Raw genomic sequence first — 12,518 nt, 5'->3', positions numbered from 1 at the left:
GTACCGCCCGCACCTGATCGAGGGCTGCCTGCCGACCACCGGCCTGGACCTCAAGGGCCTGATCAACCAGCCGGACATCGCGGATTCAACCTGAGCAACTGGCGGGTGGTGCCCAACATCATGGGCATTTTCGTCGAATCGGCACTGGCCAGATGGTGGCTGTCCTAGGCTGTGCTCATGGATTCGTGGTGGACCGCCTTGCGAGGGCCTTCGCACGTCTGGCGGGGCCCGGACCCGGGTGTGTCTATCCCCCCGCCTTGGAGCGGGCGGCCTGCGCAGTATGTGAGTCTCCCCTTCAAGTTCAAGGGCCTGATCATCACGCCTCCGCGCCCCTTGGACCACAACGCAATGTGGCAGCGGTTGGCGTCCTGGACCAATACCGCGCTACTCAACACCTCGAAGCCGCCCACCAGGCGGGCCGTCGAAGTCAGGGAGTGGCTCGAAGAAGGCCAGGGACTCCTGGAGTTCGGGACGGGCTGCGGCAAGACGGTTGCCGCGGGGTTTGTCGCACGCGAACTTGCCCTTAAGAAACGTCTTCGGCAGGACGTCGCGTGCATTGCTGCCGATGCCAGGGCGTTCGCGCAACTCCGCGACGAGATCCATCTTTCTCGGCCCTTAGCGCCACGGACGGAGTCGGCTGGGGACCGAGTCGAGATCAGTGGCGCACTACTGACACGGGCGCTCTCGCTCTTCACCTCGCTGACTGGTCTGCAGGACTGGCTGGATCAGTACTGTGTTGCAAGCCTGCGGAATGCTGGTGCCGCGCTTCCGCCAGTTCCGGAAATCGCCGAGTCCTGGTCACTGGCCTGCGGTGTACGCCGTCTCTCTGTCCCCCTCGTTCCACGAGCACCAGGGTGTGCGCGCCCGGATGTCGTTGAACTTAGGGACTACGTCTTGGGTGCCTGACCGGGGCTGTAAGCGCCTGAGCTGTCCCTGCACCTGAAAGGGACATGTGCGCAATGGAACGCCTGGTGATCGAGCTGGTCTTGGTCTGTGAGGCTGCGGGCCTGCTGCTGTTGACTGCGACACGGTTGACGAATGAGGCCACAGAGCTCGTTGAGGCGCTGAAGCGGCTGATCCACGCCTGTCGGCCGGGAAGCGGGGGCCAGGCATGAGCGAGGGGTGGGGCGACATGCTGCCGCCCCGCCCCCTCAGTCACATCAAGGTGAGCTGGTCGGGGTTCCCAGCGGGCGGCTCGGGCGGCCTGGGCGGAGCGACTGGGGCGCCACGGTACAGGCGCAACCACCACGCGAACTGCCAGTTGCGGCAGGTTCGGTACAGGAACTGGCTGCGCCTGCGGGCGGTGGCGGGTATCGAGTGCTCGCCCCATCCGGTGATGGGGCGAGCGTTGTCGAGGGTCACCTGAAGGTCCGGCACGAGGGCGGGACCTTCCCAGTGGTGGCCTTCGTCGTACTCGAAGGCCAGGTGCGCGTTCTTCGTCCAGTCCCACGGGTGGGGAAGGGCGCACACGTACCAGGCCAGCGGCGGATTCTCCGCTGACAGCGTGACGCTCTGGCGGGGTGTCCGCGCGTTGACCGGGTGACGGTCGCAGACGCCGAACGTTTCCAGGCAGTGACGGTCGAGGCTCACGTTGCGAACCCCGGCCAGCCACATGATCAGGTAAGGCGCGGCGCTCTCGAGACCGACCCGAACGGGCGGTTGCGGCATTACTCAAGTTGAATTGGCGATGTCCGGCGGTCGTGACGAGTGGTGATCCCTGCGGTACGACGACTTCATGCGGTATGCGCAAGGGGGCGGGCTGACGCCCGCGGAGCAGGAGAAGCGGGAGGCCGTGCGGGTGGAGGCGGCCAAGTGGTTCGTGGCCGGGGCGGGCACGACCCAGATCGCGGCGGAGCTGCGGGTGACGGACCGGTCGGTGCGCCGGTGGCGGGCGGCCTGGCGGCGGGGTGGTGTGGCGGCGCTGGCGTCGGCGGGGCCGATGGCGGTCGAACGGTTATCGCCGGCGCAGTGGCAGAGGCTGGAGGGGGAGTTGAAGCGGGGCCCGCTGGCTCACGGCTTCGATGATGAGGACCAGGGCTGGATCCTCAAGCGCGTGAAGTTGCTGATCGGGCGGCTGTTCCACGTCGGTTACACGGTCCAGGGGGTGTGGCGGCTGTTGCGGCGGCATGGCTGGAGCTGCCAGATGCCGGTCCGGCGGGCGCTGGAGCGGGACGAGGAGGCGATCGAGGTGTGGAAGGCCGAGGTGTGGCCGCGGGCAAAAGTACCGCGCACGACCTGGGCGCCCATATCTGCTTCGCGGACGAGAGCGGGCAGTCGCTGATCCCGCCGAAGGGGCGCACGTGGGCGCCGCGCGGGGCCCGGCCGGTGGTGCGGGTGGCCGGCCGTCGCGGCGGACGGGTGAACATCGCCGGCGCGGTGTGCTTCCGGCCCGGGTGCCGCCCGCGGATGTTCTACAAGCTGCACGTCCACCGCGGTCGCAGGGGCGAGCCGAAGTCGTTCGCCTGGAGCTACCGGGACTTCATCCGCATGGTGCACCTGCAACTCGGCACCCCGGTGGTGTGGGTGTGGGACAACCTCAACGTGCACCTGCAGCAGGAGCTCTTCGACTTCCAAGCGGAGCACAAGGACTGGCTGGTCATCTTTCACCTGCCGCCGTACGCGCCGGAGCTCAACCCGCAGGAAGGGATCTGGAGCCTGCTCAAGCAGGCCTTGGCCGACTTCGCCGCTGCTGATCTCGCGCACCTGACCCGAGCGATCAAGCGGAAGCTGAAGAAGATCCAGTACCGGCCGCACCTGATCACCGGCTGTCTGCCGACCACCGGTCTCGATCTCGACGGGCTGATCAACGAACCGGACATCGCCGATTCAACCTGAGTACTTCGTCGAGGTCGTCGAGCTGGAGCGGACGGCGACGAAGATCTGCGAGTTCGCGCCGACGTTGGTGCCGGGGTTGTTGCAGACGGCCGAGTACACGCGTGCGGTGACTCTGGCGAGCAACCCGTTCGTCGCGGAGGAGTACATCCAGGAGAAGGTGGCGGCCCGTGTGGAACGGGCGCGCATCCTCGACGACACCGCACGGCCCGCGTACTGGGTGATCCTGCACGAGCACGTAGTACGCGTCCCCGTGGGCGGTGACGCCGGAATGGCCGCCCAGTTGGACCACATCACGGGGCTGGCACGGCAGCGGAGGCTCCTGGTACAGGTACTGCCGACCAACGTGGGCGCGTACCCGCTCATGGGCCGCATGGTCAGGCTCTTCGAGTTCGAGGACGCCCCGCCAACCGGCTATACAGAGGCGGTGTATTCGGGGAACCTGCTCGACGATCCGGCCCTGGTGAAGCGTGTGCAGGAGACATACGATCTGCTCAGGGCCGCCGCGCTGCCGCCGGAGGCGTCCCTCGCCCTGATCGAGTCGGCGGAGGAGGACCACAGACGATGCGCGGGTACGACCTGAGTTCCGCTCGCTGGCGCAAGAGCAGCTACAGCGACGACAACGGCGGCGACTGCGTCGAAGTCGCGTACGGCGTCCCCGACGTCGTCCCGGTCCGCGACAGCAAGGTGCCCGGCGGTGCCGTCCTCCTCATAGGCCCGGCCGCCTGGACGGAGTTCCTCCGCACGGTGGGGACCGCCCGCTGACAGCTGTCTCGCCGGCCTCCGCCCACTCGCTCTAGGGGCAGTACACGTCCCCGACGGGTCGTCGACCGGTGGACAGGAAGCGGGAGACGGTGCGGTCGCCGCAGGCGTTGCCGTTGGCGAGGTAGGCGTTGTGCCCGGTGGAGTCGACGGTGACCATGACGGCGCGTGTGCCGAGGGCCCGGCGGAGTCTCAGGGCACCGCTGAGCGGAGTGGCCACATCGCGGGCGTTCTGCACGAGCAGGATGTCGGACGGGCCTCGGCCGGTGATACGTACCGGGGACCGCCGCGGCGGGTACGGCCAGGCGGCGCAGACCGTCGCGTTGCGGGGCATGCCCGCGGTGAGCGGATGCAGACGGCGGCTGTCGGCGACGGCCTTGCGGTAGCCGGCCGTCGACGTCGGCCAGGCCACGTCGTTGCAGATCGTGCCGATGCTGACCGCGGCGAGGTTCTGCAGCGCCTGCTCCAGCGGCTGTGTCGGCGCGGGGGGCACCGTGCCGTGCAGGGCGGCCAGCATCAGCTCGGCCAGGGCGGGGAAGCGGCTGGGTGCGTAGAGGCTGTCCAGCATGGTCTGGCGCAGCACGTTGCCGTTCAGCTCCGGGGGGTTGGCGCCCGGCCAGGGGAGCGGTGCCCGGTCGAGGCGGGCGGCGAGGCGTAGGAACAGCGGCCGTACCTCGTCGGCGGTCGCCGCCACCCGGTCCGGATTGCCGGCGGTCGCGGCCCACCGGGCGAACTCCGGGAAGGTGTCCTCCACCCCGCGCTCGTACGCGTGCAGCCAGCCGCGCTCGACCAGGGCGGGATCCGGATCGTCGTTGCTGTCCAGCACGATGCGGTCGGTGTGCTGCGGGAACAGCTGGCTGTAGACAGCGCCCACGTACGTGCCGTACGAGACGCCCCAGGCCGCGAGCCGGTGCTCGCCGAGCGCGGCGCGGACGCGGTCGATGTCGTGGACCTCGTCAAGGGTGCTGATGTGCCGGATCAGTTCGCCCCCGTTGCGCGTACAGGCCTGCGACAGCCGGCGGGCGGTGGCCAGGTTCCCGGTGATCGAACCGTCCGGGGCCGGCCAGGGACGAAACGTCGACGGGGCGAGGTCGGCGTGCCGGAGGCCGCAGCTGACGGTGGTGGACGGAGCGAGCCCACGCGGCGCGAAGCCGATCAGGTCGTACTGGTCCCGCACGGCCTGCGGCAGCTTCTGCCCCTTCTTGGAGGGGTCGGCGAGGCTTGTGTTGCCCGGCCCGCCCGGGATCAGCAGCAGTGCCCCGCGCCGGGTGGCCGGTTTCTCGGCGGGAATCCGGGAAACGGCGATGTCGATCGTGCGGCCGCCGGGGTCGGCGTAGGACATCGGCACCTTCAGCGAGGCGCACTGCTGACGCGCATCGAGCCCGTCGCCCGCGCACCGGGTCCAGTGGAGGGCGGGCGACGAGGGTGCCGCCGTCGCGGGAGGGGAGGCGCTCAGCGGGGTGGCGAGGCCGAGGAGCGCCGCGGAGACGGTGAGCCAGGCGGCTCGTAACCTTCTGCTCTGCTTCATGCGGACGAGCCTCGCGGATCCGGCGAGCCGTTCACATCCGGTGAACCCCCGCGTCGATAAGGGGGCTTACCCGTTTGCCGAGAGGCCGTCAGCACTGTCGCTCTGATCGCGAGCGGAGCCGGACGACCACGGCCTCGGGGAACATCGGTACAGCGGTTAACGCTAAGCCGGTGATCATGGCGTCTAGCACAGGTGGCAGGCTCGGCGGCGATGTTCGGCGGAAGATCCCTGAGCGGCTCCGGGCGCCGATAGCTTCACGCTCATGCCAGTGGAGTTCCTGACCGACGAACAGGCGGCGTCGTACGGCAAGTTCAACGAGGAGCCGACCCGGCCGGAGCTGGAGCGGTTCTTCTTCCTGGACGACGAGGACCGCAAGCTGATCGCGAAGCGGCGCGGAGACCACAGTCGGCTCGGGTTCGCTCTCCAGATGTGCACTGTGCGCTACATCGGCCGGTTCCTCCCGGACGACCCGCTGGACGTGCCGTGGGTCGTGGTCGAGCACCTGGCCGCGCAGCTCGACATCGAAGACGTCTCGTGCGTGAAGCGGTACACCGAGCGCAAGCCGACGGCATACGAGCACGCGTGGGAGATCCGGGACGCCTACGAATACCACGAGTACGAGGACGCGGAATGGTCGCGTCGGTTCCGTACCTTCCTGCACGGGCGGGCGTGGACGCACTCCGAGGGGCCGGTGGCGCTGTTCAACCAGGCGGTGGGCTGGCTGCGCCGTCACCGGGTGCTGCTGCCTGGGGTGTCGGTGCTGGCCCGGCAGGTGTCGGAAGCCCGCACGGTCGCGGAGAAGCGGCTGCACGCCACGGTCGCGGGGGTCGCGCGGCGGGCGGACCCGGCGCTGCCCGGTGACCTGGTGGCGACGCTGAAGGCGCCGGAGGGCTCCCGGTTCTCGGAGCTGGAGCGGCTGCGCCGGCCGCCGACGCGGACCACGGGAACGGCGTTCGCCCGCGCCCTGGAGCGAGTGGACGAGATCAGTGCGTACCGGCTCGGTCGGCTGAAGCTGTCACAGATCCCGCCGAACCGGATGGCGGCGCTGGCCCGGTACGCGCTGGGGTCGAAGGCGCCGCTGCTGGAGCGGGCGGCGGAGCCCAAGCGCACGGCGATGCTCACCGCGGTGATGCGGCATCTGGAGGCGAAGGCGATTGACGAGGCCCTGGACCTGTTCCAGGTCCTCATGGCCACCCGGCTGCTGAGCACGGCGAAGCGGAAGACGGAGAAGGAACGGCTGTCGACGCTGCCGCAGCTGGAGAAGGCGTCGCGCACGCTCGCGCGGGCGGCGAAGGTGCTGTTCGAGGAGCTGGAGCTGGTCGAGGAGCACGGCGCGGACCTGGACGTGGCCGCGCTGTGGGCGGCGCTGGAGGAAGTCGCCCCGCGCGCCGCCGTGATGACCGCCGCGGCCACGGTGGTCTCCCTGGTGCCCGAGGACGATGACTCGGCAGAGGTCGCGATGCGGGCCGTGCTGGCGACCCGGTACGCCACGGTGCGCCCGTTCCTCGCGTTGCTGGGCGAGTCGAAGGCTCTGGACGCGGCGAGTGCCGGGAAGCGGGTCCTGGCCGGGGTGCGAGGTCTTCCGGCGCTGGCGCGGCGGAAGGTGGGGGTGAAGCCGCTGCTGCCGCGTGAGGTGGATGACAAGCTGGTGCCGCCCGCGTGGCGCAAGGCGGTGTACGCCAACCCCGAGCTGCCGCAGGGCGCGGTGGACCGGGACGCGTACGTGGTGTGCGTGCTGGAGCAACTGCACAGGGCCCTGAACAGCCGCGACGTGTTCGCCTCGCCCTCGCACCGCTGGTCCAACCCTCGCGCCCGGCTGCTGGACGGGCCCGACTGGGACGCGGTCGAGGAGGACGTGCTGGCCGGGCTGAGCCTGGACATGCCCGTGACCGAGCACCTGGCAGAGCTGGTGCGCGGCCTGGACGCCGGGTGGAAGCAGCTCGCCGAACGCCTGGAAGAGGCGGGGCCGGCGGCGAAGGTATCTATCGAGGTGCAAGACGACGGGCGGGTGAAGCTGAACGTCGACAAGCTCGGCGCGCTCGGCGAGCCGAAGTCCCTGACCTGGCTGCGCAAGCGGGTCGAGAAGATGCTCCCGAAGATCGACCTGCCGGACCTGCTGTTCGAGGTGAACGCCTGGACCGGCTTCCTCGACGCCTTCGTCCACCTCGGCGACGGCACCACCCGGATGAAGGACCTGCCCACCTCGGTGGTCGCGCTGCTCGTCTCGGAAGCGTGCAACATCGGCCTGGCCCCGGTGGTCAACCCCGGCCACGAGGCCCTGACCCGGGCCCGGCTCGTGCACGTCGACCAGTACTACCTGCGCGCCGACACCATCGCTGCGGCGAACGCACGGCTCATCGAGGCCCAGGCCGCCGTGCCCATCGTGAAGTTCTGGGGCGAGGGCCTGCTCGCCTCAGTGGACGGGCTGCGGTTCGTCGTCCCCGTCCGCACCGTGAACGCGGCGCCGTCGCCGAAGTACTTCGGGTTCAAGCGGGGCATCACCTGGCTCAACGCCGTCAACGACCAAGTCGCGGGCATTGGGCAGATGGTCGTCCCCGGGACCCCTCGCGATTCCCTGCACATCCTGGACGCGCTGCTGAACCTCGACGGCGGAGTGAAGCCAGAGATGGTGGCGACCGACAACGCCTCGTACTCCGACATGGTGTTCGGCCTGTTCAAGATCCTCGGCTACAACTTCAGTCCGCGGTTCCGCGACCTGGAAGACCAGCGGTTCTGGCGGGCCACGATGCCTGGCGTCGAGACGGGCACCTACGGCGCGGTGGAGGACCTGGCCCGCAACCGGGTCAATCTGAACAAGGTGATCACGCACTGGCCGGACATGCTGAAGGTCGCTGGTTCCCTGGTCACCAACCAGGTCCGCGCCTACGACCTGCTGCGCATGTTCGGCCGCGAGGGACGCCCCACCCCGCTGGGCGCGGCCTTCGCCGAGTACGGGCGCATCGCCAAGACCGAGCACCTGCTGCGCGTGGTCGATCCGGTCGACGACACCTACCGGCGGCAGATGAACCGGCAGCTCACCGTGCAGGAATCCCGCCACAAGCTGGCCCGGGACGTGTGCCACGGCAAGCGCGGCACCATCCACCAGGCGTACCGCGACGGCATGGAGAACCAGCTCGGCGCGCTCGGCCTGGTCCTCAACGCCATCGTGCTCTGGACCACCCGCTACATCGACGCCGCCGTCGCCCAGCTCCAAGCCGAGGGCCACGAGATCCGGGACGAGGACAGCGCCCGGCTCTCCCCGCTCAAGCACCGCAACCTGAACCTGCTCGGCCGCTACAGCTTCACTGCCAGCGTTCCTGCCGCCGGTGCCTTGCGTCCGCTGCGCGACCCGGATGCGCCCGAGCTGGATGAGGACGAAGAGGGCGAGGAGTGAGCGCGAGAGTGCTGCTCGACGGTTACGCAGTGCCCTCGATTTCCGCCCGCACCCGGGCGGCGGGCGTCACTTCTCGTCCGCGTCGGGTTCCGCGCTGATGGACGCCTGGTAGACATCCGCGTAGGTAGGGGAGTCCTTGACCAGGTCGTCGCAGAACGCGGCGACGTCGGTACCGATGAGTTCCACAACCCCCTTGCCTGCGGCGACGCCCTCCTCGAAGAAGTCGACGATCCCAGGGAGCAGGGGCCCGTCAGGCAGGCTGACCGGTCCGACCTTGAACAGGTACTTCTGCATCTCCTTGTAGACGATCTGGTAGTCCGGCGGGAGTGCCTTGACCCGAGCCACGTGCGCCCGCCACTGTTTCTTGCCTTCGATGATGTCCTGGATGCTCACGTCAGCCTCCCAGCCGGCTCAATTTCCTCGCGACGTTCCTGTTCAACTGCTCGCGCCACCGGTCGCGATAAGTCCGAGCCCCTGCTCCGCCAGCCAACGCGGTGCAGAAGCCTTGGATGTCCTCGCCGAGCACCTCGTGGACGCTCTGGCCGTCCGCTGCTGCTACTTCGAGCAGCCCCAGGGCGGAGTCGAGGATCGGCATCAGGTTGCGACCGGTGAAGTCCCCGTAGGGGAAAAGGTGGGCGATGATCTGCCCCCACGCCGCCCGGTAGCCGTCCGGCAGGACCTCGGCCCGGGCCTCGAACGCCTTCCATTCCCTGGTGAGATCGCTGCCTGTGACCTTCTCCCAGAAGTTCATCTCCCGCCCTCCTTGAGCCTGTCGATGCGTGATGAGAGGTACTGCCATTTCGCCCAGAACTTCGCGAGTTCCTCGCGTCCGGCGTCGTTGAGCGCGTAGAACTTGCGCGGCGGACCAACCCCGGAGGGTCGTTTCGTCACCTGAACGAGCCCGTTCCTCTCCAGCCGCAGCAAGATGGTGTACACCGTCCCCTCGATGACCTCGGCGAAGCCGAGCTCGTTCAGTTGGCGGGTGATGGCGTACCCGTAGGTTTCCTCGCTGCCGATGATTTCGAGCACGCACCCTTCGAGCGTGCCTTTCAACATCTCCGTCAGGTCCTCCATCGCGGATGCTCCTCAGCCCTGTCGGTACTACGTGCTACCGAGTACCGCTATACGGTACCACCGAGTAGTGGAGGGCGGCAGTATCTCCGGTAGGCGTAAACCCGAGCCGTCGGCGAGGCCCAGTGCTCCATGGCGGCGCCACTCATCGGCCCGGCTCCACAGTCAGTGAGGGCTCACACCCCGATCCCCGATCTCCCCATGCTGCTTGCCAGTCAGCTTGCACCTGTCGGCAAACGAACGTTTGACGACAGGCCGCCGACGCGTCCAATGAACCCGTGCAATCCGGCGGTTCGAGGCGGCGCGAATCCAATCAGATCCGATGGTGATTGCTGACAGGGTTTGACGACAGATAGGGTCCGATCCTCCGTACGGAAGGGGCCCCGAGTGGCGAACCTGGTCTACAAGCGGGTCTCGACCGACCAGCAGTCCACCGCCCGGCAGAACCTCGTCCTGAACGAGGCCGGGATCGAGGACCCGGTCGTCTTCGAAGAGGACGGCTGCACCTCCAGCCGCCTCCACCCGCTCCAGCGGCCGAAGTTCCGCGAGCTGCTCACCTACGCGCGGCCGGGCGACACCGTGCACATCTCCGAAATGTTCCGCCTCGTACGCGGCACCGGCCACATCCTCGACGTGCTCGATGTCCTGCACCGCGACCAGGTGGCACTGCGTATCCACGACGGCGCGTTCTCCGCGATGGACCTCACCGCCCGCCACCCGCGCACCGGCGAGCTGCTGTTCACGGCGAAGTTCATGGTGCAGACCCTCGCCGCCGCCGGCGAACTTCAGCGCGACCTCCAGCGCGAGCTGACCTACGACGGGCTGCGGGCCGCCGAGGCCAAGGGCAGCAAAGGGGGCCGCCGCCCCGCCGTGCCGGCCGACAAGACCGCTAGCGTGCGCGTCGCGTACCTGGAGGGCCGCTCGATCGCGGCCCTCGCCCGCGACCACGGCGTCAGCCGCGGCGCGATCCGTACCGCCGTCGCCGACCTCCTGCCCGAGCACACGGCCGCCGAGCCGGACGCCGCCGCCCCGGAGCTGCCGGTCACCCTCGACATGCCGGGCAAGGTCGCCGACTTCCTCCGCACTGCCGAGACGGAGCCCGCCGAGCGGGCAGCGCTCGACCAGGGGGTGACCGTACGACGCGGCCAGGGCTACACCCTGCGCGTGACTGCGGTCCCCGCAGTGCACCTCGGACTCCTCGCCCGCTGCCAGCCGCTCGACGGCATTCCAGCTGTCCCGGCCCAGCGCAAGGCCCGCCGCGAGTACGAGAACCGCGTCAGCGCGCTCACACCGCCCGGACCATGATCACCGGCTTAGCGTTAACCGCTGTACCGATGTTCCCCGAGGCCGGACCACGGGCCAGCAAGAGTGGGGGCTTTCCGTCTCGCTTCCAGGACATCGGCCGTCGATACGCCACTGGGGTCAGCGGCTGTAGCAGTAGGAATCCGAGGAGGCGTCGCCGCCTTGCAGGTGTGTCTGGTGCACGCGCAGGCCGAGGAAGTCCGGGCCGTGCGGGAAGAAACGGCTGTCGGCCGAGAGCCCGCCGTGCGTGGTGTCGGCGTCGAGTCTCACCATCCACGGGTCGATGCCCTCGGGATAGAACTGCGCGTCCCAGGCGGCGTACAAGGAGTTCGTCAGGTACACGCGCCGCCCGTCGCGGCTGAGCTCGACCATCTGCGCTCCGCCGGTCAGCGGAACGTCCGGCTCGGCGGGGTGCGGCTGCCGCCCGACGATGCCACCGAGACGCACGGACGCCGTCCGCCGGGGACGGAACGGGTCGCTCACGTCGTACTGGAGCAGCTCGCCGGTTCCCCATGCGGACACGTACAGCCACCGGTCGTCCACCGACAGGTCGATATCGGTGATCAGCGGGGGTACGGCGCCGAACGGCTGCAGCGCCGGGGGCAGGTCCTCGGCCCGCGCGGGCTCGGCCGGGACGGTGATCACCTTGCGGACCACGAAGTCCTCGCCCTCCCGGTTCCACAGCCACACCGACGCCGACAGGTCCTCGACATCGACCACGGTGTTGGTGAAACCCCACGATGCCTCGGGGTCGTGCGCGGGGCGCAGCTCCAGCACCATCTGGTTCTCGTCCCCCAGATCGACGCGCTGCAGGTGCCGGCCCGAGTCCAGCTCCCAGAAGTGCAGTGAGTGTCCGTAGCGGCGATGCAGCAGCAGGTCCGGGACGAGGCCGTCCTCGATCATCGACGGGGTCCCCCACTCGCTGGTCACGGCGGTGTTCTGGCGCAGATGCCACCAGACGTCGTAGGCGAACCGCTGCGGTCCGCGGTCGCTCTCCCAGGCGCGCAGCACGTCGAAGCTCTCGTGGTCCAGCAGGGCGACGCCGCCGGGCCCGTCCGCGCCGTCCGCGCCGCCCAGGCAGGACAGGAACACTCCGTCGGGGCCGCAGTGGAGTGTGTGGGGACGCGAGTATCCGGCCTTGGCGGCCAGTTCCTCGGGCCCGATCACCTTGACCAGCCGGGGGTGGGCGGGATCGGGGCCGGTGTCGAAGACGTGCAGTCGGGAGGAGCGCAGTCCCGGGACGATGAGATAGCGCCGCGCAGCATGATGGTGACCGGCGTGCGCCAGCGCGCTCGAGCAGGCGTTCCAGCCGAAGTGGTGCAGTTCGTTGCCCAGGTCGGGCAGCTCCGCGTGGGAGATGACGCGGCCGTACCCGGCGGATCCGGGGTCGGTGCCGACGGTGAACAGCGCGTCCGCGTGCTGTGCGGCCGGGTCGAAACCGACCACATAGGCGAGCTTCTCCGGGGGCGCGGCGACGGCGTCCGCCGGAGTGCGGTACAAGGTGGGGTCCCTGTCGTCGTCGCGGTCGTGAGCGTGGTCGGTCGCCATGGCTGTTCCTTCTCCCGAACGGGAGCCTGGAACCGGAGACCCGCGAGAGGCAGGCGGGCTCACCCGTTCGGGATCGATGTG

General features: G+C 69.2%; 13 protein-coding genes. 6 read left to right on the top strand and 7 right to left on the bottom strand.

Features of this window, described 5'->3' with window-relative positions:
• Positions 1–384: 384 nt before the first annotated feature.
• Together ACFYMU_RS26580 and ACFYMU_RS26575 are read right to left on the bottom strand one after the other, a co-directional pair.
• On the bottom strand, positions 385–603 hold the full coding sequence (locus ACFYMU_RS26580) for a hypothetical protein (RefSeq protein ID WP_388377994.1): 219 nt from the start codon (positions 601–603) through the stop codon (positions 385–387).
• Between the two features lie 552 nt (positions 604–1,155).
• A complete protein-coding gene (locus tag ACFYMU_RS26575; protein WP_388377991.1) occupies positions 1,156–1,590 on the bottom strand; it encodes a hypothetical protein in 435 nt (144 codons plus the stop codon).
• A 145-nt stretch (positions 1,591–1,735) separates the two neighbouring features.
• Between ACFYMU_RS26575 and ACFYMU_RS26570 the strand changes: the two genes are divergently transcribed.
• The 4 genes from ACFYMU_RS26570 (at position 1,736) to ACFYMU_RS26555 (ending at position 3,597) form a co-directional block, all read left to right on the top strand.
• A complete protein-coding gene (locus ACFYMU_RS26570) occupies positions 1,736–2,281 on the top strand; it encodes a winged helix-turn-helix domain-containing protein (protein ID WP_388377988.1) in 546 nt (181 codons plus the stop codon).
• Positions 2,191–2,835, top strand: coding sequence for a transposase (locus ACFYMU_RS26565; RefSeq protein ID WP_388377985.1), 645 nt, complete (start codon positions 2,191–2,193; stop codon positions 2,833–2,835). The genes ACFYMU_RS26570 and ACFYMU_RS26565 overlap by 91 nt, the downstream gene beginning before the upstream one ends.
• Positions 2,836–2,902: 67 nt before the next feature.
• Positions 2,903–3,415: a DUF5753 domain-containing protein gene (locus ACFYMU_RS26560; RefSeq protein ID WP_388377982.1), complete on the top strand. Its 513-nt coding sequence runs from the start codon at positions 2,903–2,905 to the stop codon at positions 3,413–3,415.
• Positions 3,397–3,597, top strand: coding sequence for a DUF397 domain-containing protein (locus ACFYMU_RS26555; RefSeq protein ID WP_388377980.1), 201 nt, complete (start codon positions 3,397–3,399; stop codon positions 3,595–3,597). The genes ACFYMU_RS26560 and ACFYMU_RS26555 overlap by 19 nt, the downstream gene beginning before the upstream one ends.
• A 31-nt stretch (positions 3,598–3,628) precedes the next feature.
• Here ACFYMU_RS26555 and ACFYMU_RS26550 read toward each other — a convergent pair whose 3' ends face one another.
• Positions 3,629–5,122 carry an alpha/beta hydrolase gene (locus ACFYMU_RS26550; RefSeq protein ID WP_388377977.1) on the bottom strand — a complete coding sequence of 498 codons (1,494 nt, stop codon included), beginning with the start codon at positions 5,120–5,122 and terminating at the stop codon, positions 3,629–3,631.
• 262 nt (positions 5,123–5,384) lie between these two features.
• Here ACFYMU_RS26550 and ACFYMU_RS26545 point away from each other — a divergent pair, with 262 nt between their 5' ends.
• A complete protein-coding gene (locus ACFYMU_RS26545; protein ID WP_388377974.1) occupies positions 5,385–8,516 on the top strand; it encodes a Tn3 family transposase in 3,132 nt (1,043 codons plus the stop codon).
• 66 nt (positions 8,517–8,582) lie between these two features.
• On the opposite strand, the gene ACFYMU_RS26540 is transcribed toward ACFYMU_RS26545, so the two are convergent.
• Genes ACFYMU_RS26540 through ACFYMU_RS26530 form a run of 3 tightly spaced genes read right to left on the bottom strand, consistent with a single transcriptional unit; the run spans position 8,583 to position 9,590 of the window.
• Positions 8,583–8,909, bottom strand: coding sequence for a DUF1048 domain-containing protein (locus ACFYMU_RS26540; protein WP_388377972.1), 327 nt, complete (start codon positions 8,907–8,909; stop codon positions 8,583–8,585).
• A 1-nt stretch (position 8,910) separates the two neighbouring features.
• A complete protein-coding gene (locus tag ACFYMU_RS26535; protein ID WP_388377969.1) occupies positions 8,911–9,267 on the bottom strand; it encodes a DUF1048 domain-containing protein in 357 nt (118 codons plus the stop codon).
• Positions 9,264–9,590, bottom strand: coding sequence for a PadR family transcriptional regulator (locus ACFYMU_RS26530; RefSeq protein ID WP_388377967.1), 327 nt, complete (start codon positions 9,588–9,590; stop codon positions 9,264–9,266). The genes ACFYMU_RS26535 and ACFYMU_RS26530 overlap by 4 nt, the downstream gene beginning before the upstream one ends.
• A gap of 384 nt (positions 9,591–9,974) precedes the next feature.
• Here ACFYMU_RS26530 and ACFYMU_RS26525 point away from each other — a divergent pair, with 384 nt between their 5' ends.
• Positions 9,975–10,892 (top strand): recombinase family protein, encoded by a 918-nt coding sequence (locus ACFYMU_RS26525; protein WP_388377964.1) that lies wholly within the window; start codon positions 9,975–9,977, stop codon positions 10,890–10,892.
• A 117-nt stretch (positions 10,893–11,009) separates the two neighbouring features.
• Here the strand turns inward: ACFYMU_RS26525 and ACFYMU_RS26520 are convergent, their stop codons facing one another.
• A complete protein-coding gene (locus ACFYMU_RS26520) occupies positions 11,010–12,437 on the bottom strand; it encodes a selenium-binding protein SBP56-related protein (RefSeq protein WP_388377961.1) in 1,428 nt (475 codons plus the stop codon).
• Positions 12,438–12,518: the final 81 nt, after the last annotated feature.

The sequence above is a fragment of the Streptomyces sp. NPDC007264 genome (assembly GCF_042869095.1).
GTDB lineage: Bacteria > Actinomycetota > Actinomycetes > Streptomycetales > Streptomycetaceae > Streptomyces.
Note: the sequence above shows the minus strand (reverse complement) of the source record. Positions and strands in the feature narration are given on the sequence as shown.